The sequence below is a fragment of the Geodermatophilus sp. SYSU D01045 genome (assembly GCF_054050295.1).
In genome coordinates this window covers 40,581-61,404 of record NZ_JBJGZB010000008.1, presented here as the reverse complement: position 1 = coordinate 61,404, position 20,824 = coordinate 40,581, and the positions used below count along the sequence as shown (strand labels likewise).

The window sequence follows — 20,824 nt, the reverse complement described above, 5'->3', positions numbered from 1 at the left end:
TCGGGTGATCCGCGGCACGGGCGGGCACCGGGACGCTGCGGGCGTGGGGGGCCCCGGGAGCGCCGACCGGCCGTCCGGTACCGCCGCCGCGCCGGCGGAGGTGCCGCACGGCCTGCCCGGGCGCGGGGCGCTCCTGCGGGGCGCCGCGCGGACGCTGCTCACGACGGCAGGGCTGCTGGTCGTCTACGCCCTGCTCCCCCTCGACCGCGCGTTCACCGTGGGCACGGTCCTCGCGCTCGCCGCCGGCGTCCTCGCCGTCGGGCTGCTGGTCGTCGTGCAGGTGCGGGCGATCCTGCGGTCCCGGCACCCGGGGCTGCAGGCGGTCGAGGGGATCGCGCTGTCGCTGCCGCTGTTCCTGCTGCTGTTCGCGACCGCCTTCGTGCAGCTGTCCGGCAGCGACCCGGACGCGTTCAGCGAGCCGCTGGACCGCGTCGACGGCGTCTACTTCGTGGTGACCGTGTTCGCCACGGTGGGTTTCGGTGACATCAGCGCGGTCAGCCCCGTGGCGCGGGTCCTCACCACGCTGCTGATGGTCGGCGACCTCGTGCTCATCGGGCTGGTGCTCAAGCTGTTCCTCGGCGCGGTGGACCGCCGCCGGGCGGCCCAGTCCGGTGCGCAGGCACCCGGTGGGGACGCCTGACCCGGCCCGCTCAGGAGGCGAGCAGCCGGCCCTTCACCCGGAGGAACTCCTCCTCGGACAGGACGCCGGCGTCCCGGGCGGCGCCGAGGCGCAGGAGCAGGTCGAGCCGGTCCTCGAGGGTGGAGATCGCCTCCGCGGGCAGGGCCGGGACCAGTCGCTCCGTCTCGGGGACCGGCGCGGGCGCGGGCAGCGACCCGGTCCCGGCCGTCCCCGCCGCCGCGCCGGCCGCCGCCGCTGCCGTCCCGGCGGGCGCACCGACCAGCACGCCGCCCGCCTCGGGCCCCGGGCGCGGGGCCGGCACGCCGGTCGCGACCCCGTCCGCGGCGGGGACGCCCGGCACGGGCGGCGCCGGCGGGACCGCGGCCGGCGCGCGGCCGCTCAGCCACTCCAGGGCACCGATCCAGAGCGCGACCAGGGCGGCGACCCAGATCAGCACCGACAGGGTCGGCGACGGCCAGAGCAGCAGCACCACGGCACCGAGCGTGATGCCGGCCCACCGTGCCGGGCCGAGGTGGTCGCGCACCGCCGCGCCCCACCGGGCGGTCCGGCCCGGCAGGTCCAGGCCGTCGGCGAACCCGCGCGCCCAGGCGGCGGTCCGCCGCGTCCAGGGCTCCCGGGCGGCGACCGCGGTCGCGGGCGCGGCGCCGTCGGCCAGGCCCTCGGCGCCGGCCACCCGGGCTTCGTGCGCCCGCTCCCGCCGGCGCTGCAGCTCGTCCCGGGCCGACGCCGCTCCCCGCCGCACGCCGGCCACCAGGCCGAGCCGGCCCCACAGCACGGTCAGTAGACCGAGGACGACGGCTCCGGCGAGCAGCCACAGCGTCCAGGACCGCAGGTCGCCGGCGAACACGTCGTACACGGCGCCGACGGCGTCCCGGTTGTCGGGTCGGGCCGCCTGGACCACCAGGCCGCGGCCGATCCGCAGGGCGAGCAGGACGAGCAGGGTGAGGACCGCCGTGGTCACCGCCCACGCCCGCAGCGTGCCGCGCCGGTGCCGGGAGACGGCGAGCGCGCCCGCGAGCAGGCCGAGCGACAGCAGGCCCAGCCACCACCAGACCGATCGGAGCAGGTCGACGCCGTTGTAGACCTCGGGGTTGTCGGCCGGGGTCAGCAGGGTGACGCCGACGTCGTCGGGCACGAGGTCGAGGACCTGGCCGGCGAGGCCGTCCTGCACCGAGGCGGGGATGCGTTCCTTCGCCTGGCCGAGCGTGAACTGCACGGGCTCGCCGGCGACCAGCTGGTCGTGCGCGGAGGTGAGCGCCGACTGCGTCAGCGGGCGGAACGGGTCCGAGGCGAGCAGCCGGCTCACGCCGGCCGACACGAGCGAGCTGACGCCGCCCTCCACCGTCGACCGGTACTGCTGCAGCCGGTCAGGGAGCGCCGCGACGACGTCGTCGATGGCGGTCTGCACCTCGGGGTTGGTCATCACCGTCGCCGTGACCTGCTCGGTGACGCGGTCCTCCACCGCGGGCAGGTCCACGACCGTCTCCACGTTGGACACGAACGCCTGCGTGTCCACCACGTTCTGGCGGACCCACAGCGACGTGCTCGCCAGGACGAGGGCGAGGGCGCTGACGAGCAGCAGCAGCCCGGTGGCGAAGCGGCGCACGGGACCCACCTCCCTGCCGCGGCAGGGGCGGGGTGCCCGCCGGCGGCGCCCCAGCCTGGGGGGCGCCCGGCCGGGGGCTCATCACCCACGGGGGATGAGGCGACCGCCCGTCCCCGGCAGCACGGTCGCCGCCATGACCGACACCCTCCCGCCCGCGACCTCCCGGCCCGAGACGGCCATCGCCGACCACGGGATCATCGGCGACCTGCAGACCGCCGCGCTGGTCACCACCGACGGGTCGATCGACTGGTTCTGCTTCCCGCGGTTCGACTCGCCCAGCGTCTTCGGCGCGATCCTGGACGACGAGCGCGGCGGGCACTTCCGGATCCGCCCTGCCGGCACGGACTGGACGTCCTCGCAGATGTACCTGCCCGACACCGCCGTCCTCGTGACCCGCTTCTTCACGCCGGGCGGCATGGGGCAGGTCCTCGACTTCATGCCGGCCGCCGGCACCGCCGCCACCGACGACCACCGCATCGTGCGCGTGATCCAGTGCGTCCGCGGGCGGATGACCTTCGAGTGCGACGTCGCGCCCCGCTTCGACTACGGGCGGCACGCGCACCGGGTCGAGGTCTCCGCCGGGGGTGCCGTCTTCGCGGCCGACGGCGCGCAGCTCACCCTGCACCTGGTCCGCGAGCCCGACGACGAGCGGCTGGGGCAGGCCCGCATGGACGGCACCGACGTGCACGCCACGCTCGCCCTCGAGGCGGGCCAGCTGCGCGGCGTCGTGCTGCAGACCGGCGAGGGCGTCCGGCCCCGGGAAATCCGCCCCGCGGAGATCCGGGCGCTGCTCGCCGAGACCGTCGCCTTCTGGCGGGGGTGGGTGGAGCGGTCGACCTACACCGGTCGCTGGCGCGAGGACGTCCAGCGGTCGGCGATCACGCTGAAGCTGATGACCTACGCACCCAGCGGCGGCATCGTGGCCGCACCGACCGCGGCGCTGCCGGAGCAGGTCGGCGGGGAGCGCAACTGGGACTACCGCTTCACCTGGGTGCGGGACGCGTCGTTCTCCGTCCACGCGCTGCTGCGGCTGGGGATGCGCGAGGAGGCGGGGCACTTCGGCCGCTGGCTGGGCGACCGGATCCGCGAGCGGGCCGGCAGCGACAGCGGCCCGCTCAACATCATGTACCGGATCGACGGTTCGTCCGAGCTCAAGGAGGACGTGCTCGAGCACTGGCGCGGCTACCGCGGCTCGGCACCGGTGCGCATCGGCAACGGCGCGGCCGAGCAGCTGCAGCTCGACATCTACGGCGAGGCGCTGGACAGCCTGTACAGCGGGATCCGGGCCGGCCTGCCGCTGCCCGCGCAGGGCTGGGCGGCGGTCACCCGGGTGCTGGACTGGCTGGCGGACAACTGGGACCAGCCGGAGGAGGGCATCTGGGAGACCCGCGGCGGGCGCGAGCCGTTCACCTACGGGCGGGTCATGAGCTGGGTGGCCTTCGACCGCGGCATCCGGCTGGCGACCGAGCACGGCCGGCCCGCCTCGCTCGAGCGCTGGACCGCCGAGCGGGACGCCGTCTACCGCCAGGTGCTCGACCGCGGCTTCCACCGCAGCCGCAACGCGTTCGTCCAGCACTACGACACCGACGTCCTGGACTCCGCGCTGCTGCGGATGCCCACCGTCGGGTTCATCGACGGCCGCGACCCGATGTGGGAGTCGACGCTGCGGGCGATGGACCGCGAGCTGGTGACCGACAGCCTGGTGTACCGCTACGACCCCGAGGCCTCCCCCGACGGGTTGCGCGGGTCGGAGGGGACGTTCTCGCTGTGCACGTTCGCCTACGTCGACGCGCTCACCCGCGCCGGCCGGCTCGAGGACGCCCGCACCGCCTTCGAGAAGATGCTGACCTACGGCAACCACGTGGGCCTGTACTCCGAGGAGATCGCCCTGACCGGCGAGCAGATCGGCAACTTCCCGCAGGCGTTCACCCACCTGGCCCTCATCGACGCGGCCGTCACCCTCGACGCGGCCCTCGACGGGCGTCCGCCGCACGTCGTCGGCGCCCGCTGAGCCGGCCGGGTCGTCCGCGCAGGGGGAGGTCCGACGGTGCCCGCCCTCCCGAGGCTGGGCACCGCCGTTCCACCCCCCCCGGCCACCGGCCCACCCCAGGAGGAGCCATGACCCAGACCGCCCCCGACGACACCCTCGACGGCCTCGCCCGCGGAGACGCCCCGGTCATCGAGACCGTCCTCGCCATGAACCTCGACGCGCTCGAGCGCTCCGGCCTGGACCCCGACACGTACCTGCTCGTCCGCCTGGCCGTGCTCGTGGCCGTCGGGGCGCCGCCGGCGTCCTACGCGGTCACCCTCGGCATGGCCCAGGACTCGGGCGTCACGGTCGAGCAGGCGCAGTCCGTGCTCGTCGCCATCGCCCCGCTGGTGGGCACCCCGCGCATCACCGCCGCCGCCGGCAACATCCTGCGCGCCGTCCTGGGCGCGGAGGCCCTGGCCGACGTGATCCCCGAGCAGCGCACGTCCTGACACCGTCCGCCGCGGCGCCGATCCCCGACCGGAGGTGGTCCTCCCGTGACCAGGACCGGCGCCGCAGGCGCGGCGGCCACCGCGACGGCCGGGGCGGTCGTCCTGCCGCTCGCCCTCGCGCAGTTCATCGCCAGCTACGCGGCGTCGAACATGAACGTCGCGATCAGCACGATCGCCGACGACCTGGACACCGACGTCGCGGGGATCCAGACCACCATCACGCTGTTCACGCTGACGATGGCGGCGCTGATGATCCCCGGCAGCAAGCTCACCGACATCTGGGGCCGCAAGCGCTGCTTCGTCCTCGGCCTGGTGGTCTACGGGGCCGGCGCCCTGCTCGCCGCGCTCGCGCCGGGGCTGCTCCTGCTGACCGTCGGCTACTCGCTCCTCGAGGGCATCGGGTCGGCGCTGCTCATCCCGCCGATCTACATCCTCATCACCGTCGTGTTCGACGACGTGAAGACCCGCGCCAAGTGGTTCGGCGTCGTCAGCGGCGCCGCAGGTCTGGGCGCGGCCGCCGGGCCGCTGATCGGCGGCCTGATCACCAGCTACGTCAGCTGGCGGGCGTCGTTCGTGCTGCAGGCCGTGGTCGTGGCCGCGATCGTGCTGCTCGCCCGCCGGATCGACGACCCGCCGCTGGCGGCGCAGCGCCCGCGCTTCGACCTGCTGGGCGCCGTCCTGTCGGCCGCCGGCCTGTTCCTCGTCGTCTTCGGGATCCTGCAGACCGGGACCCAGGGCTGGACCTCGTCCCGGGTGTGGGTCCTGGTCGCCCTGGGCGGCGTGTTCCTGGCGGTCTTCCTCCTCCACGCGCAGAACCGCGAGCGGCACGGCCGCACGCCCCTGGTCTCGCCCTCGCTGTTCCGCAACCGCACGTCGAACCTGGGGCTGACCACCCAGACCGTGCAGTGGCTGGTCATGCAGGGCTCGTTCTTCGTGATCTCGGTGTTCCTGCAGCAGGAGCGGGGCTACTCGGCCGTGCAGACCGGGCTGATGCTCGTGCCGGCCACCATCGGCATCCTGCTGTCCTCCGGCGCGGCGCAGCGGATGGCCAGCCGGCACCCGCAGCGCCTGCTGATCCGGGCCGGCTTCACCCTCACCGTCGCGGGGCTCGCCCTGCTGCTGGCCCTGGCCCGCCAGGACTCCGCGATCTGGACGTTCTGGCCCGGGCTCTTCCTCATGGGCTTCGGCGTCGGGGCGATGCTGACCGCGTCGGTCAACGTGGTGCAGTCGGCGTGGCCGGAGCACGTCCAGGGCGACATCTCCGGGGTCTCCCGCAGCGTCTCCAACCTCGGGTCCTCGCTCGGCGTGGCGATCGCCGGGTCGGTGCTCGTGGGCGCGGCCGCGGCGGGCAACCCCCCGTTCCTCACCGCGATCGTGGTGGTGGGCGGGTTCGCCGTCGTGGGGTGGGTGGCCGCCCTCCTCCTCCCCCACGAGCCGCGCCGGACGGCCGCGCCGTCCGCGTGAGCCGGGGACCCGCCGTGGACGGCCCGCTGCTGCACCCCGTCCGGTGGTTCACCCTGGGCTCGGGGCCGCTCAAGCGCGGCACCGACCGGCTCGAGGTGCTCGGCCGGCTCGCCGTCGTCCTCGCCCTGCTGGCCGCCGCACCGCTGGCGGTGGCCGTCACGGCCGCCACCCAGCACTCCCTCGAGGCGCAGGCCGACGCGCAGGCGGCCGAGCGGCACCTGGTGCGCGCCGTGCTGCTCGAGGACGCCCCGGGCACGCTCGACGCCGACGGGTTCGGCGACCGCGTGGCCGGGGCGGTGCCGGCGCGGGCCACCTGGGCGGCGCCGGACGGGCCGCCGCGCGAGGGGTCGCTCAACGTCCGCCCGCAGACCCCGGCCGGGACGGCGGTGTCCGTGTGGGTGGACGACGGCGGCCGGGTCACCCGGGAACCGATGGACCCCGGCAGCATCCCGGCGGCGGCGACCGCGGTGGGGGTCCTGGCCCTCGTGGGCGTGCCGCTGGCGGCGTGGACGCTGCACACCGTCCTGTGCTGCTGCCTGGACGCCCGCCGGGACCGCCAGTGGACGGAGGGCTGGGCCGCCGTCGAGCGGGAGTGGAGCGCGCGGCCCTGAGCGGCCGGGCGCGCCCGGGTCTGCTCAGGTCTGCTCGGCGGGGGCCGGCTGCTCGGCCTCGAGGGCGTCGAGCGCCGCGAGGATGGCCTGGACCGGGACGTGCCCGGAGGCGACCAGCTGGCCGCCGGAACGCCGCAGCGCCCGGGCGAACGGCGCCGCCCAGACGTTCTCGTAGACGAGGATGCCGGCCGCGGTGCCCGGGTCCAGCGCCGCGGCGGCCTCGGCGAGGTCGTCGTCGCCGAGGAGGCCGGAGCGCGCGCCGTCGAACAGCGCCGCCTCGAGGACCTGCATCCGCCGCAGGTCGCTCTGCTCCAGGGCCGTGACGGTCCCGTCGGCGTCCTTGCGCAGGAAGACCAGGTCCAGGATGCGGATGACGCCGCGGTCGACGAGGTCGACCAGCAGCGGGAGGGCCTCACCGGTCATGCGCTCGGCCGGGAAGGCGACGACGAGGTAGTCGACCGGTCCCATCTGGTCGAGGTCGGCCCGGTCGGCGTCGGTCGGCTGCTGGAGGTCCGTGGTCATCTCTGCCCCTGGGAGTGCGGGTGGACGGCGGTCGACCCAGCGTCGGCGCGGGGGCCGCCGGTCCACGTCCCCCCGCACGGACGATCCGCACGACGGCGCGGGGGCACCCGCCTCCGGGACGGGCACCCCCGCGCGCGACGGCGGTCAGCGGTAGTCGGACTTCAGCTCCCGCCCGTGGACGATGATCGCGTAGATCACGATGACGTCGATCGTGATCATGAGGACCGACCACACCGGGTACGCGGCGATGAACGCGAGGTTCACCAGCGCGCTCAGGAACGCGACGCAGACGCCGACCACGCGGGCGGCCATGTTGCCCGCCAGCAGGCCGAGCCCCGCCGCGATCCCAATGGCGCCGATGATCATGTGCGTCCAGCCCCAGACGTCGTAGTCGACGTTCACGGCCAGGCCGGAGTCCGCGACCAGGTAGAAGCCGTCGTCGAAGACGGCGATGAGCCCCTGGATGATCTGGAACGTGCCGAGCATGACGAGCATGACGCCGGCGAAGACGACCCAGCCCGCCCAGCCGCTCGGACGCTCCTCGAGGGGTTGCTGCTCGTAGCGCGGTCGCGGCACCGACGTGCTCGTCGACGTCGCGTCCGCGCGCGAGGTGTCTGTCACGTGCCTCTCCTCCTCGGTCCGGCCCCGGGTCCCGGTGGCCCGTGCGGCGGGCGGGACCGGGGCGTGTGCGGCAGCAGCGTGGGGCCGCGGCGAGCGGGCGGGCATCGTCCGCTCCGCATGACCCCGGCCGTCCGCGGCGCGCCGCGACGCGGCCGCCGGGAGGTCAGACCAGGCCGAGCTCCCGGGCCCGCCGGACCGCCTGGTTGCGCCGGCTCACGGCGAGCTTGCGCAGGATGCTGCGGATGTGCGTGCGGACGGTGTTCACCGAGATGAACATCGTCGCCGCGATCTCCGCCGTGGAGAGCATCCCCGCCAGGTGCCGCAGCACCTCGGTCTCCCGGTCGCTGAGCTCCTGGACCACGTCGGGCACCTCCCGGGGAGCCGCCGGGCGGGTCCCGCCCCGGCGCGGCGGGGCGACCGCCGACGGGTTCAGCCAGGCGGCGGGCCCCTGCAACCGGGTCTGCGTGCGCAGCAACCGCCGGGCCTGGGGCAGGGTGTCGACGAACGGCCAGCGCAGCAGCTCGGGCCGGGCGATCTCCAGGGCCTCGGCGAGCTCGTCCACCGCGGCCGGTGCGTGGCCGGCCTCCAGCAGCTGGCAGGCGCGGATGACCCGGGCCTCCACGACGGCGGCCGGTGCCCGGGTCCCCGTCGGCTCGGTCGACGTCACCGCGGTCGGGTCCCCGGACAGGAGGTCCACCGTCGCCCGCAGCCGGCGGCTCCACGGCTCGTCGGCACGGGTCTCCCGGAGGAGCGACAGCCCCTCCGTCACGTGCCCGCGGGCGACGGCGAGTCGGACCACCTCGCTGATCACCGGCTCGGCCACCCAGCGGGGCAGGCGCGGTCCCCGCAGGTGGGGCCCCAGGCACCGCTCCGCCGCGTCGTACTCGTGCCGCAGCCGCAGCAGCTGGCTCTGCAGCACCGCGAGGAGCGGCTCCACCAGGGCGGCGCCGGCCGCGCCGTCGGCCCGGGCCCGCGTGCGGGCGTGTGCCCGGCCCAGCCACTCGCGGGCCGTGGGGAGGTCGTAGCGGCGCAGGTGGGCCCACGCGAGGGCGGTCGCCGACGCCGGCTCGCGGGCGGCGTCGTCCCGGCCCTCCTCGGCCGCGAGCGTCTCCGCCTCGCCGGCCAGCTCGACGGCCCGGTTGAGCCGGCCCTCGAGGGCCTCGAGCAGGCCCAGGGAGGCGACGGTGCCGCTGCGCAGGTGCCGCGCGCCCGCCGCCTGGGCCGCGGCCGCCGCGGTGCGCAGCCCGGCGATCAGGTGCGCCGTCGGCTCGTCCGTGCCGAGGGCCGCGGCCGCGCGCAGCGCGCCCAGCACCGCCGCGCTCTCCCGCCGGTCCTCGTCCGCGAGCGGGGCCAGCAGCGGGGCCGCGGCGTCGGCGCCGGCGAGCCGGGCGCCGGCGGGGCCCGCGGCAGCGGCGTCGGCCGCCAGGGAGTCGAGCGCGGCCGAGACCCGCAGCGTCGGCCGGTTGCCCTCCCCGCGGGCGGCCGCGACGCCGGCGAGGTCCGCGTCGGTGGGCGCCGTCCCGTCGGCCAGGGCGACGGCGGTCCGGAGCACGGCGGCGTCGGGGCCGGAGACCCGGGTGGGGAGCGCGCGGACTCTGGGCAGGGCGGGGTCCGTGCCGTTCGCGAGCAGGCGCGGGACGAGCAGGTCGTCGACCAGCAGCCGCGTGACCACTGACCAGTCCTCCGCGGCGGCGGCGTGACCGACCGCCTCGGGCACCCGGCCGGAGGCGGCGTACCAGGCGGCGCAGGTCCGGTGCAGGGTCGCGACGTCGCCGGGGTGGTCGAAGGCCAGCTGGGCCTGCAGCATCTCCCGGAACAGCGGGTGCATGCGGTACCCGCCGGGTGCGCCGGGCGCGGCCTCGACGAAGGCGTTGGCCCGCGCGAGGCCGGCGAGGACCCGCCGGCCGATCGGCCGCCCGACCAACCGGTCCACCAGGTCCGGCCACAGCTCCGCGGTCACGCTGACCCGCAGCAGGAACCGCCGCACCGGGGCCGGCTGCCGCTGCAGCACCTCCGCGAACAGGTACTGCGCCACGCTGCCGTCGTCCTGCGCGAGCGAGGTCACCAGGTGCTCGGGGGACGCTCCCTGCGCGAGGGCGGCGCCCGCCAGCCGCAGGCCGACCGCCCACCCCTGCGCCTCCGCGTGGAGGCTCCGGGCGACCTCCGGCGACACCGGCACGCCCATGGCGGCGAACAGGTCCCCGGCCTCGTCCGGGGTGAAGGCCAGCTCCTCCGCGCGGATCTCCGAGACGGTCCCGGCCAGCCGGTACTGGTGCAGCGGCAGCGGTGGGTCGGCCCGGGCGCACAGCACCAGCCGCAGCCGGTCCCCGGCGTTCCGGACGAGCAGGTCCAGGCCCGCACCGATCGAGCGGTCCCGCACGTGGTCGGCGTCGTCGACCACCAGCGTCACCGGCCGGGGCAGCGCCGCCACCCGGGCGGCGAGGGACGGGACGAACCCCGGCGGCTCCGGCTCCCCCGGCTCGAGCGACGGCAGGCCGGTGCCCGCGAGCCCCACCGACGCCAGCGCACCGACGACGTAGGCCCAGAACGTCGCGGCGTCGTCGTAGTCGTCGACGGTGAGCCAGGCGACCGGGCCGTCGTCCGGCCGGGTGCGCGCCCACGAGGCCGCCAGCACCGTCTTGCCCGAGCCCGCCGGGCCGCTGACCAGGGTCAGCGGCGCCCGCTGCACCGCCCGGGACAGCGCGGTGGTCAGCCGCGGCCGGGGGACGGTCGCGGCTCCCGGCTCGGGCGGGGTGAGCTTGGACGCCAGCAGGGACGGGCCGGACCGCGCGGCAGCGGTCGTCGGCGCCGTCCCTGACCCCGTCGCGTGGATCGGCGACAGACTCGCCATGGCGCGTCCTCCCGCGTGCGGTACAGGCCGTCCCCCGTCCCGGAGCCTCCTCCTGGGCACCCTCGGGCCGGACGTGTGACCGGTCCTGCACCCAGCCTCGCCGCGTCCTCCGCGGGACCTCAGAGGCGGAGGTCCCCGGCACTTCCGGCCGAAGTGACCCGGGGCGGAGGCGCAGGAAGCGACCGGAGCCTCCCGCGCCCCAGAGGCGGACGGGTTCATCCATTCCGGATGAGGGAGGGGCCGCGGCCCCTGCCCGACGCTGGCGGCTCCGAGGGCGGGAGGGCGCATGGTCCTGACAGCGGGCGGCGTCCCCCGGTGGCCGTGACCCCCGGCGGTCCACCGGTCGAGGGGCTGCGCCCGGCCGGTGCACCGCCGGCCCGGTCGCCGGAGCGGTTCGACGCCGACGGCGCGGTCCGGGACGTGGTGCAGGCGGCGGTCGCCGTCCTCGAGGTGACGGCGGCGCTGGCCCGCCTCCTCGGTGAGAGCGCCGCCGTCCGCCGCCGGGCCGTCGCCGCGCGCCTGCCGCGGCCCGGCCGCGCGCCGGAGGCGCTCGCCCACCCGGTGGTGGCGGCGGCGCGCGCGCTGGCCGGGGCGGCCGACCGCGTGGTCCCGGCCGTGGCCCGGGGCCTGCTCGCCCGGCTCGACGTCCCGGCGCTGGTCCGCGAGTTCGTGGACCTCGACCGGCTGGCGGCCCAGCTCGACGTCGACGCCGTGGCCGACCGCCTCGACGTCGGCCGGGTGCTGGACCGGGTCGACCTCGACGCCGTCGTCGCGCGGGTGGACCTCGACCGCGCGGTGGCGCGCGTCGACGTCGGTGCCGTGGTCGACCGGGTCGACGTCGACGCCGTGGTCGACCGGGTGGACCTCGACCGGGCCGTGGCGCGCGTCGATCTCGACGCCGTGGTCGACCGGGTGGACCTCGACCGCGCGGTGGCACGGGTCGACGTCGGTGCCGTGGTGGACCGCGTGGACGTCGACGAGGTGGCGGAGCGGCTGGACGTCGCGCGGGTGCTGGAGCGGGTCGACGTCGACGCCGTGGTGGACCGGGTGGACCTCGACCGGGCCGTGGCGCGCGTCGACGTCGACGCCGTCGTCGACCGGGCGGACCTCGACCGCGCGGCCGCCCGCATCGACCTCGACGCCGCGGCGCTCCGCATGGACCTCGCCGGACTGGCCCGGTACGTCGTCGACGTCATCGACCTGCCCGGCCTGCTGCGCGCCTCGACCGGCTCCGTGACCTCCGAGGTGGTGCGCTCCGTGCGCGACCAGGGCGCCGACGCCGACCGGGCGGTGGAGCGGGTCGTCGACCGGCTGCTGCGCCGGACCGCCCGCCGGACCGCCGCGGGCGACGGCGTCCGCGGCTCCGCCGGTCCGGAGCTCCCGCCGTGACCCGGGCCGAGGAGCGACGCGGCACGCACGCCGGCATCCCGGCACCGAGGCCCGCGCCCGCCGCCGAGGGAGCCGGCCCCGCCGAGGGAGCCGGCCGGGGGTCGCGCGCGGGTCTGGTCACGCGCGCGCTGGCCAACGTGGTGGACCTCCTGCTGGTCGCGCTGCTCGTGGTCGGGGGCTACGCGGCGGTCGCGGCCGCCCGGTTCCTCCCGGGCCCGGCGAGCTTCTCCTTCCCCGCGCCGTCGTCCTCGACGCTGCTGGCCTGGGCGCTCGGGGTGCAGGCGGTCTACTTCGCCGTCACCTGGGCCGACGCTGGGCGCACCTACGGCGACCGGCTGCTCGGGCTGCGCGTGGGCGACGACCGCGGGGACCGGCTGGGCTGGGGACGGTCCGCGGTGCGGGCGGTGCTGTGCGTGGCGTTCCCCGTCGGCCTGCTGTGGGTGCTGGTCAGCCGGGGCAACCGGTCGGTGCAGGACCTGGTGCTGCGGACCTCGGTCGTCTACGACCGGCCGCCGCCCGTGGTCGTCCCTGGCGGACGATGACGGTCGCCGGGCCGCGGGGCAGGCTCGGGGTGTCCGGGGCGCCGTGCCGCGTGCGGCCCGGACCCGGCAGCACCCGGCCACGACGACCGGCGGGAGGTCCGCCATGCCCACCCTGGCGACCCCGGACCGCTTCACCGTCCTCGACTCCCTCATCGTGCGGGCGCTGGCCGAGCTCCGGACCGCACGGCGCGCCTGCGGGCGGCCGGGCGACCCGAGGGCCCTCGAGAAGGCCCTCGATCTGCGGACGCAGGCGGAGGCCAACCTCAACGCCCTCCTCGAGTACCGGCACGCCGCGCAGCAGCGGTGACCCGGCCACCCCGCGCGGACGACGCGCCGGTGCGGGACGCCGGAGGAGGGTCGGCCCGCGCGACCCTCGACCGGGGAGGACCCGTGCCACGCCGTGAGGAGACGTCCGGGACGGTCCACGCCGGGACCGCCCCGGCGCACCTCCCGTCGTGGCTGCTCGTCGAGGCCGCGCAGCGGCTGGCCGCCCGCCTGCTCGGCGCCAGCGGCCCGCGCTGGCGGCACGAGCAGGCGGTGGCGCGGCGCGCGGAGGAGGCGGCGGTCACCGTCGCCGCCGACGACCGGCCGCTGCTGCTGGCCGCGGCCTGGCTGCACGACATCGGCTACGCCCCGGAGGTGCGGCGGACGGGCTTCCACCCGCTCGACGGCGCCCTCTACCTGCGCGAGCGGGGCTGGCACCCGGTGGTCGTCGGGCTGGTGGCCCACCACTCCGGTGCCCGGTTCGTCGCCGCCGAGCGCGGCCTCGGGGAGGTCCTGCGGGACCTCGGCACCGGCCGCTACGCCTCCGGTCCGCTGGCCGACGCGCTGACTTTCGCCGACCAGACCACGGCCGCCGACGGCCGCACCGTCGACGTCGACCACCGCTTCGCCGACGTGCTGCGGCGGCACGGCCCCGACAGCGCCACCGCCCGCGCCCACCCCCGGCGCGCGCCGGCCGTGCGGGCCGCCGTCGCGCGCACCGAACGGCGCCTCGAGCGGCTGCGCGGCCTGCCGCCGGGCCGGCGTCCCCTCCCGTCCCACGACAGGGGGACGGGCGTCGCCGGGGACTCCAGCTCCCCGGTCCGGGCGGCCGATGGGACGGCGTGACGCCGCACCGCCCCGCCTCCCGCTGGTACCCCGCCGAGGACCCGTGGGAGTGGGCCGGCCGGCACGGCCTCTGGCGCGGGGACGACGTCGCCGCCACCGCCCTGGTGCTCGCGGTCGCCGAGCGCGCCGAGGACGCCTCGCCCTGGGCGGGCGGCCAGGTGGTGCGGCTGGTCCGGTCCGTCCTCGACGACGCCTCGCCCGCCGCGGGCCTGCTGGCCGCCGCGCTCGCCGGTCCCGCCGCGGGGCTCGCCGGGGTCGCGGCGACGCCGCTGGTGCACGTGCGGGCGGCGGTCGCCGCCCGGCGCGACCTGCCCCGCGACGTCGCGGCCGTGCTCGGCCGGGACGAGGCCCTGCGGCGGGCCCGCGCGCGGGTCGCGGCCGCACCCCCGGAGGACGCGCGGGGCCTGGTCGGGGAGTTCCGGGCGTGGTCGCTGGGCCGGGCGCTCCTGCGGCAGCGGGGCACGTGGACCGGCCGCGCCCGGCTGGCCGTCCGGCTCGGCGACGCGGGCGGGGACCTGCTCGCCGAGCTCGGCCGGACGCCGGCTCCTGACCTGCTCGCCCGCGCCACGGGCGGGCGCGCGGCCCGCGGCTGAGGCGGCGCTCCTCGCGGACGTGCCCGCGCACGGCTGGGCCGCCGTCACCGGCCGAGGTCGCCGCGCCCGGGGGCCTGTCGGCGCCCCCGCGCGCCCGGCATGCTCCGGGCACGCCCCGGGTGCACCGGGGGTCAGGAGGTCGCCCGGATGACCGAGACCACCGACCCCGCCGTCCCGGGCCTGCGCGGGATCGGGCTGTTCGACGGCACCGACGACGACCAGCTGCGCACCCTGGCCGCCGTCGGCACCGAGGTGTCCTTCGCCGAGGGCGACGTCCTGTTCGTGGAGAACGCCCCCGCGGAGTCCTGGTGGGTGCTGCTCGAGGGCAGCATCGACCTGGTCCGCCACCTGGGGTCGGAGGAGACCCGGCTCGGCGTCATGGACGTGCCCGGCCGCTGGGCCGGCGGCTTCCGGGCCTGGGACGAGCACGGCGCCTACCTCGCCACCGGGCGGGCGGCCACCGGCGGGAAGGTGCTGCGGGTGCCGGCCGGCGCGCTGCGGGAGCTGTGGACCAGCCGCTTCCCGCTGGGGCTGTACCTGACCGAGGGCGTGTCCCGGTCGGCGCGCAACTACGAGACGATGGCCCGGCAGCGGGAGGCCCTGGCCGCGCTCGGGACGCTGGCCGCCGGGCTCGCGCACGAGCTCAACAACCCGGCCGCCGCCGCGACCCGGGCGGTCGACGCCCTCGCCGAGGCCCACGAGGCCATGCTGTCCTCGCTGCGCCGGCTGGCCGCCGCCCCCGTCACCGCCGGCGAGTTCACCCGGCTGGACACCCTCCGCCAGGAGCTGGCGGGCCGGCCCGGCGGGGACCCGCTGGAGGTCGCCGACCGGGAGGACGCCCTCGCCGACTGGCTGTCCCGGCACGGCGTGGCACGGGACTGGGCGCTGGCCCCCGCGCTCAGCGGAGCGGGCGCCGACGTCGAGTGGGCCGAGCGCGTGGCCGGGGTGCTCGGGCGGGACCGGCTCGAGCCCGCGCTGGAGTGGGTGGCGAGCACGCTGGAGGCGACCGGGCTGCTGACGGAGGTCAAGGAGTCCACCCGGCGCATCTCCGACCTGGTGGCGGCGGTGCGGTCCTACTCCCAGCTCGACCGCGCCGCCGTGCGGGAGACCGACCTGACCGAGGGCCTGGAGAGCACCCTGGCGATGCTCGCCCCGCGGGTGCCGCCGGGCGTGACCGTCGTACGGGACCACGCGACCGGTGTGCCGCGCATCGAGGCGCGCGCCGCCGAGCTCAACCAGGTGTGGACCCACCTGGTCGACAACGCCCTGCACGCGATGGGCGACCACGGCACGCTGCGGGTGTCCACGCGGGTGGACCGGGACGCGGTGGTCGTGGAGGTCGGCGACACCGGCGCCGGGATGACCCCCGAGGTGCGGGCGCACGCCTTCGACCCCTTCTTCACGACGCGGGGCGTGGGCGAGGGCACCGGGCTGGGCCTGGACATCTCCCGGCGGATCGTCGACCGGCACGGCGGCGACATCGACATCGACCTGCGGCCCGGCGAGACGGTGCTCCGGGTGCGCCTGCCCGTCCGGCGTCCCGGACGCCACTGATCGACCGCGTCAGGCGGGGGCGGCCGGCCCCCCGGCGGCCGGGACGGGCGCGGGGGTGGCCGGCCGCCGGTCCAGGGCGACCGCCAGGGCCGGGAACACCAGCACGGTGACCACGCCGGCGCCGACCAGCGCGGCGGCGTTCTCCGGCAGCATGTGGCCGCTGCGCAGACCGATCTCGGTGAGCGCCACCAGCACCGGCAGCGCGGTGGCGCTGACCAGGGCGGTCTGCGCGCGCTGCCGCAGCGGCAGCACCCGGCGGTAGACCAGCAGCGCCGGGCCGCCGCGGACGGCGAGCATCAGCGCGAAGAACAGCACCAGCCGCAGCGGCGCGTCGGCGATCGAGCCCAGGTCCAGCGCCATGCCCGACGCCACGAAGAACACCGGCACGAAGAAGCCGTAGCCGACCGCGTCGAGCTTGGCCTCCAGCTGGGGCGCCGCCCCGCCGACCCAGCGCCGCAGCACCATCCCGGCGAGGAAGGCCCCGAGCACCGCGTCCAGGTGGAACTGCTCGGTGACCGCGATCAGCGTGATCAGCAGCAGCACGGTGGCCCGCAGGGTGATCTGCGCGGTCGCGTCCTGCCCCGCGGCGACGACCCGGGCGAGCCGGCCGCCCTCGCGGATGCCGCGGCGCAGCACGGCGAGGACGACGGCGAGCGCGCCGACCGCGGCGAGCGACACCAGCGCGGCGATGCGGCCCTGGGTGCCGAGGAACACCGCGATCGCGAGGACGGGCAGCAGCTCCCCGACGCCGCCCGCGGCCAGCAGGTACCGCCCGAGCCGGCCGCCGAGCAGCCCCTTCTCCCGCAGCACCGGCAGCAGCGTCCCCAGGGCGGTGGTGGTCAGCCCGAGCGCCACCGGGAGGAACGCCTCCACGACGTCGCCGGCGTACAGCAGGCCCACGACCCCGAGCGCCAGCAGCAGGGACACCGTCCAGCCGAGCAGCGCGCGGCGGCCGGCGTCCTCCCGGAACAGCCGCGGGTCGAGCTCGTAGCCGGCCAGCAGGAAGACGAAGCCGAGGCCGACGTCGGCGAGCACCCGCACGTCCCCCGCCGTGCCGACGTCGAGGACGTGGGGGCCGAGCAGCATCCCGCCGACGAGCAGCAGCACCACCTGCGGCACGAGCAGCCGCGGGAACAGCCCGACGACGACGGCGGCGACCAGCGACACGGCCGTGACGGCGGCCAGGGTGTCGATCACCACGACGTCGTCCACCCGGTACTCCCCTCGCCGGGGTGCCGGCCGATCCTCCCGCGCACCCCCCGCCGGGGGAACCCGGGCCGGCGCTGTCACATCCGCGGGCGCGGCGGTGCTACCTGGACGTGAGCGCGATCAGGCACGGTGTCAGCGCACCGGCGGCCGCCGTGCCGGCCGTCCTGTCCCGGGCCGGCCGGAGCCGGCGCGTGGGCCGGGCGGATCGGGAGGACGGCGGGGCCGTGTCGGGACGAGGAGCGGTCCGCACCGACCTCGAGCAGGTGTTCCGCGCCGCCTACCCGCGCGTGGTCGGCGTCGCCGCCCGGGTGCTGGGCTCGCGGGACGGCGCCGAGGACGTCGCCCAGGAGGTGTTCCTCTCCTTCGCCCGCACCACGGTGCCGGCCGGCGAGGCGCCGGGCTGGCTCTCGGTCGCCGCGGCCCACACCGCCCTCAACCACCTCCGCTCCGGCCGCCGCCGCGCCACCCGCGAGGAGGCGGCCGGCGGGCCCGGCCCCGCGGTCCCCGACGTCGCCGACGACGTCGTCACCCTCGACGAGCGCCGCCGCGTGCGGGCGGCCCTGGCCCGGCTCCCCCGGCGCCAGGCCGTCGCGCTCGTCCTGCGGCACAGCGGCCTCAGCTACGCCGAGGTCGCGGCCGCCCTCGACCTGTCCCCCGGCAGCGTCGGCACGACCGTGCGACGCGCCGAGTCCGCCCTGCGCGAGGAGTTGACCCGCCATGCGTCATCCGACTGAGGGCACGCTGCGCCGGCTCGTGGACGAGCCGGCCGGTGTCCCCGACGCCGACCGCGAGCACGTCGCCGGCTGCGCGACGTGCCTGACCGGCCTGGCCGCCGCCCAGCGCGACGCCACCGCCGTCTCCGCGGCGCTGACCCCGGGCACCGCGCCCGACACCGGGGCCGCCTGGCACCGGCTGTCGTCCGCGGTCGCCCTGGACGAGCGCCGCAGCACCGCCGCCCCCGCCCCGGCCCGCCGCCGGCGCGGCCGGCTGCGCAGCCCGCTGGTGGCCGCCGTCGGCGTGGTCGCGCTGCTGGCCGGCGGCGGCGTCGCCGCCGCGACGGACTGGCTGCAGGTCTTCCGCACCGAGGAGATCGCGCCGGTCACCGTCACCCAGGCCGACCTGGTCGCGCTGCCCGACCTGTCCGCCTACGGCACCGCGCAGGTGCTCGAGGAGCCCGACGTCCGCGCGGTGGCCGACGCCGCGGCCGCGGAGGACGTCTCGGGGCTGGCCGTCCCACAGGTCGGGCAGCTCCCCGGCGGGGTGGGCGGCGACCCGGCCTACCAGGTCGGCGACCGGGCCGTCGTGGAGTTCACCTTCTCCGCCGAGCGGGCGGCCGAGGCCGCCGCGGCGTCCGGCGAGACGTTGCCGCCCCCGCCGGCCGGGCTCGACGGCGGCCGGTTCCGGCTGAGCGCCGGCCCCGGCGTCGCCGCGGTCTGGTCCAGCGGCAGCGGCGCGCCGGGCCTGGTCGTCGCCCGGGTCGTGGCCCCGACCGCGGAGTCCTCGGGCATCCCGTTCGCCACCGCCCGCGACTACCTGCTGTCGCTGCCCGGCCTGCCCGAGGACCTCGCCGCCCAGCTGCGGTCGTTCTCCGGCGACGGCACGACGCTGCCGCTGCCGGTGCCGGCGGGCCTGGCGACCAGCTCGACCGCCGACGTCGGCGGCGAGGAGGCCACGGTGCTCACCTCGCGGGACGGCTCGGTCGCCGGCGTGGTGTGGGTGACCGACGGCGTCGTCACCGCGGTGGCCGGGTCGCTGGGTGCCGACGAGGTGCTCGCCGTCGCCCGGGGTCTGTCGGAGTGACCTCCCCGACCGCCGCCGCCGAGCGGCTGCTGGCCGACCTGCCGCCGTCGTCGGCGGTGTGGTGCCAGGGGCTGCGCAAGCGGTACGGACGGCGGACCGCGGTCGACGGGGTCTCCTTCACCGTCGGCCGCGGCGAGGTGCTCGGGCTGCTCGGGCCCAACGGCGCGGGCAAGACCAGCGTCATCAAGATGCTGCTCGGCCTCGTCCGGCCCGACGCCGGGGAGGTGCTGCTGCTCGGGCGGGCGGCGCGCGACCCGCAGGCCCGGGCCCGCGTCGGCTACCTGCCCGAGCTGTTCCGCTACCAGCCGTGGCTCAGCGCGGCGGAGGTGCTGACCCTGCACGTGCGCCTGTCCGGCGCGGCGGTGCCGGCGGCCGAGCAGCGCGACGTCCTGGCGCTGGTCGGCCTGGCCGACCGCGCCGGCGACCGGGTGGGCGGCTTCTCCAAGGGCATGCAGCAGCGGCTGGGGCTGGCCGTGGCACTGGTGGCCCGCCCGGAGCTGGTGGTGCTCGACGAGCCGACCAGCGCGCTGGACCCCCTCGGCCGCGTCGACGTCCGCGACGTCGTGCTGTCCCTGCGGGAGCGCGGCGTCGCGGTGCTGCTCAACTCGCACCTGATCGGCGAGGTGGAGCGGGTCTGCGACCGCGTGGTCATCCTCGACCGGGGGCGGGTGGCGGCGGCCGGGACGCTGGCCGAGCTGCTCGGGCAGCGGGAGGTGCGGCTGCGGCTCGACGGCGTCGACGCCCGCGCCGAGGCGCGGCTGGCCGCCACCGGCCGGCTCACCCGCAGCGGCGACCGGTTCACCGTCACGCTGCCCGAGGACGCCGACGCCGCGGTGCCGGCGCTGGTCGCCGACCTGGTCGCGCTCGGCGTCCGGGTGCACGCGGTGGAGCCGGGGCGGATCAGCCTGGAGGAGCGGCTGCTCGACGTCCTCCGCTCGGGGGGTCAGCGGTGAGCACCGCCCGCGTCGTGCTGACCGTCGCCGGCCTGACCCTGCGCGAGGCGGCGCGGCGCAAGGTGCTGCGCTCGCTCGCCGTGCTCACGGTGGCGCTGCTGGGCCTGTCCGCGTGGGGCTTCGCCCGGCTCGACGCCGAGTTCGGCGGGCTGACCAGCGGCGAGGCCCGGATCGCGGCGTCGACCGTGCTCAACCTGGTGATGTTCGGGTTCAGCCTCATCGCCGCGCTGGGGACGGCGTTCCTCGCCGGCCCCACCGTCTCCGGGGAGGTCGAGTCCGGGGCGGCGCTGGCGGTGCTGGCGCGGCCGGTCCGCCGCTCGGCGGTGCTGGTCGGCAAGTGGCTGGGCCTGGTGGCGTTCGGCAGCGCCTTCGTCGCGCTGGCGGGGCTCGCGCAGTTCGTCGTCGTCCAGGTGACCGTCGGCTACTGGCCGCCGCGGCCGGTGGCCGGGCTCGCGCTGCTCGCCGCGCAGACGGCGGTGCTGCTGACCCTGGCGCTGCTGCTGTCCACGGTCATCTCGCCCATGGCCTCGGGCGTGGTGGCGGTCGGCCTGTTCGGCGCCACCTGGATCGCCGGCGTCGTCGGCGGCATCGGCGACGCGCTGGGCAACGAGGGCGTCGCGCGGGTGGGCGCGGTGTCGCGGATGCTGCTGCCCACCGACGGGCTGTGGCGCGGGGCGATGAACGCCTTCCAGGACCCGACGCTGGTCGGCCAGTTCACCGAGCTCGGCGGGTCGCCGTTCTTCGGCGAGGCCCCGCTCACCGCCACCTACCTGGCGTGGGCGGCGCTGTGGGTCGCCGTCGTCCTGGGGCTCGCGGGGATGGCGTTCTCCCGCCGGGACCTGTAGCCGTCCCGGCTCGGTACCGTCCGGAGCCGGGGT

Annotated in this window: 20 protein-coding genes; 15 read left to right on the top strand and 5 right to left on the bottom strand. The window is 77.5% G+C overall.

The window, feature by feature from the left end; genetic code table 11:
* Positions 1-43: 43 nt before the first annotated feature.
* A complete protein-coding gene (locus ACI798_RS08460) occupies positions 44-640 on the top strand; it encodes a potassium channel family protein (protein WP_457047684.1) in 597 nt (198 codons plus the stop codon).
* A gap of 10 nt (positions 641-650) precedes the next feature.
* Here ACI798_RS08460 and ACI798_RS08455 read toward each other — a convergent pair whose 3' ends face one another.
* Positions 651-2,246 (bottom strand): hypothetical protein, encoded by a 1,596-nt coding sequence (locus ACI798_RS08455; protein ID WP_457047683.1) that lies wholly within the window; start codon positions 2,244-2,246, stop codon positions 651-653.
* Positions 2,247-2,379: 133 nt separating this feature from the next.
* Between ACI798_RS08455 and ACI798_RS08450 the strand changes: the two genes are divergently transcribed.
* The 4 genes from ACI798_RS08450 to ACI798_RS08435 all read left to right on the top strand — a co-directional run bounded on the left by ACI798_RS08450 (position 2,380) and on the right by ACI798_RS08435 (position 6,802).
* Entirely contained in the window at positions 2,380-4,257 is a 1,878-nt protein-coding gene (locus tag ACI798_RS08450; RefSeq protein ID WP_456939314.1) for a glycoside hydrolase family 15 protein, read from the top strand.
* Between the two features lie 107 nt (positions 4,258-4,364).
* On the top strand, positions 4,365-4,727 hold the full coding sequence (locus tag ACI798_RS08445; protein WP_456939315.1) for a carboxymuconolactone decarboxylase family protein: 363 nt from the start codon (positions 4,365-4,367) through the stop codon (positions 4,725-4,727).
* Positions 4,728-4,772: 45 nt separating this feature from the next.
* On the top strand, positions 4,773-6,191 hold the full coding sequence (locus tag ACI798_RS08440) for an MFS transporter (protein ID WP_457047682.1): 1,419 nt from the start codon (positions 4,773-4,775) through the stop codon (positions 6,189-6,191).
* A 14-nt stretch (positions 6,192-6,205) separates the two neighbouring features.
* Positions 6,206-6,802, top strand: a complete 597-nt coding sequence (locus ACI798_RS08435; RefSeq protein ID WP_457047681.1) for an Rv1733c family protein — start codon at positions 6,206-6,208, stop codon at positions 6,800-6,802.
* Positions 6,803-6,826: 24 nt separating this feature from the next.
* Here the strand turns inward: ACI798_RS08435 and ACI798_RS08430 are convergent, their stop codons facing one another.
* The 3 genes from ACI798_RS08430 to ACI798_RS08420 all read right to left on the bottom strand — a co-directional run bounded on the left by ACI798_RS08430 (position 6,827) and on the right by ACI798_RS08420 (position 10,796).
* Positions 6,827-7,324 carry a DUF6325 family protein gene (locus ACI798_RS08430; protein WP_456939318.1) on the bottom strand — a complete coding sequence of 166 codons (498 nt, stop codon included), beginning with the start codon at positions 7,322-7,324 and terminating at the stop codon, positions 6,827-6,829.
* Between the two features lie 144 nt (positions 7,325-7,468).
* Positions 7,469-7,945: a DUF7144 family membrane protein gene (locus ACI798_RS08425; protein ID WP_456939319.1), complete on the bottom strand. Its 477-nt coding sequence runs from the start codon at positions 7,943-7,945 to the stop codon at positions 7,469-7,471.
* A gap of 163 nt (positions 7,946-8,108) precedes the next feature.
* Entirely contained in the window at positions 8,109-10,796 is a 2,688-nt protein-coding gene (locus ACI798_RS08420; RefSeq protein ID WP_457047680.1) for a LuxR C-terminal-related transcriptional regulator, read from the bottom strand.
* Between the two features lie 315 nt (positions 10,797-11,111).
* On the opposite strand from ACI798_RS08420, the gene ACI798_RS08415 reads away from it, so the two are divergent.
* The 6 genes from ACI798_RS08415 (at position 11,112) to ACI798_RS08390 (ending at position 15,984) form a co-directional block, all read left to right on the top strand.
* Positions 11,112-12,185, top strand: a complete 1,074-nt coding sequence (locus ACI798_RS08415) for a hypothetical protein (protein WP_456939321.1) — start codon at positions 11,112-11,114, stop codon at positions 12,183-12,185.
* Entirely contained in the window at positions 12,182-12,727 is a 546-nt protein-coding gene (locus tag ACI798_RS08410) for an RDD family protein (RefSeq protein WP_457047679.1), read from the top strand. The genes ACI798_RS08415 and ACI798_RS08410 overlap by 4 nt, the downstream gene beginning before the upstream one ends.
* 103 nt (positions 12,728-12,830) lie before the next feature.
* Positions 12,831-13,034 carry a hypothetical protein gene (locus ACI798_RS08405; RefSeq protein WP_456939323.1) on the top strand — a complete coding sequence of 68 codons (204 nt, stop codon included), beginning with the start codon at positions 12,831-12,833 and terminating at the stop codon, positions 13,032-13,034.
* A gap of 83 nt (positions 13,035-13,117) precedes the next feature.
* On the top strand, positions 13,118-13,837 hold the full coding sequence (locus ACI798_RS08400; RefSeq protein WP_456939324.1) for an HDIG domain-containing metalloprotein: 720 nt from the start codon (positions 13,118-13,120) through the stop codon (positions 13,835-13,837).
* Positions 13,834-14,430: a hypothetical protein gene (locus ACI798_RS08395; protein ID WP_456939325.1), complete on the top strand. Its 597-nt coding sequence runs from the start codon at positions 13,834-13,836 to the stop codon at positions 14,428-14,430. The genes ACI798_RS08400 and ACI798_RS08395 overlap by 4 nt, the downstream gene beginning before the upstream one ends.
* A 147-nt stretch (positions 14,431-14,577) precedes the next feature.
* Entirely contained in the window at positions 14,578-15,984 is a 1,407-nt protein-coding gene (locus ACI798_RS08390) for an ATP-binding protein (RefSeq protein WP_456939326.1), read from the top strand.
* Positions 15,985-15,993: 9 nt separating this feature from the next.
* Here the strand turns inward: ACI798_RS08390 and ACI798_RS08385 are convergent, their stop codons facing one another.
* Positions 15,994-17,196, bottom strand: a complete 1,203-nt coding sequence (locus ACI798_RS08385) for a cation:proton antiporter (RefSeq protein ID WP_456939327.1) — start codon at positions 17,194-17,196, stop codon at positions 15,994-15,996.
* A gap of 221 nt (positions 17,197-17,417) precedes the next feature.
* Between ACI798_RS08385 and ACI798_RS08380 the strand changes: the two genes are divergently transcribed.
* From ACI798_RS08380 to ACI798_RS08365, 4 genes are read left to right on the top strand one after another with little or no spacing between them, the layout of a single operon-like run.
* Positions 17,418-17,927 carry a sigma-70 family RNA polymerase sigma factor gene (locus ACI798_RS08380; RefSeq protein WP_456939328.1) on the top strand — a complete coding sequence of 170 codons (510 nt, stop codon included), beginning with the start codon at positions 17,418-17,420 and terminating at the stop codon, positions 17,925-17,927.
* Complete coding sequence (locus ACI798_RS08375) at positions 17,911-18,993, top strand: hypothetical protein (RefSeq protein ID WP_456939329.1); 1,083 nt, start codon at positions 17,911-17,913, stop codon at positions 18,991-18,993. Before ACI798_RS08380 ends, ACI798_RS08375 begins: the two co-directional genes overlap by 17 nt.
* Positions 18,990-19,946 (top strand): ABC transporter ATP-binding protein, encoded by a 957-nt coding sequence (locus ACI798_RS08370; RefSeq protein ID WP_456939330.1) that lies wholly within the window; start codon positions 18,990-18,992, stop codon positions 19,944-19,946. Before ACI798_RS08375 ends, ACI798_RS08370 begins: the two co-directional genes overlap by 4 nt.
* The gene (locus ACI798_RS08365) at positions 19,943-20,791 is read left to right on the top strand and encodes an ABC transporter permease (RefSeq protein ID WP_456939331.1); all 849 of its coding nucleotides are present in this window, start codon (positions 19,943-19,945) and stop codon (positions 20,789-20,791) included. Before ACI798_RS08370 ends, ACI798_RS08365 begins: the two co-directional genes overlap by 4 nt.
* Positions 20,792-20,824: the final 33 nt, after the last annotated feature.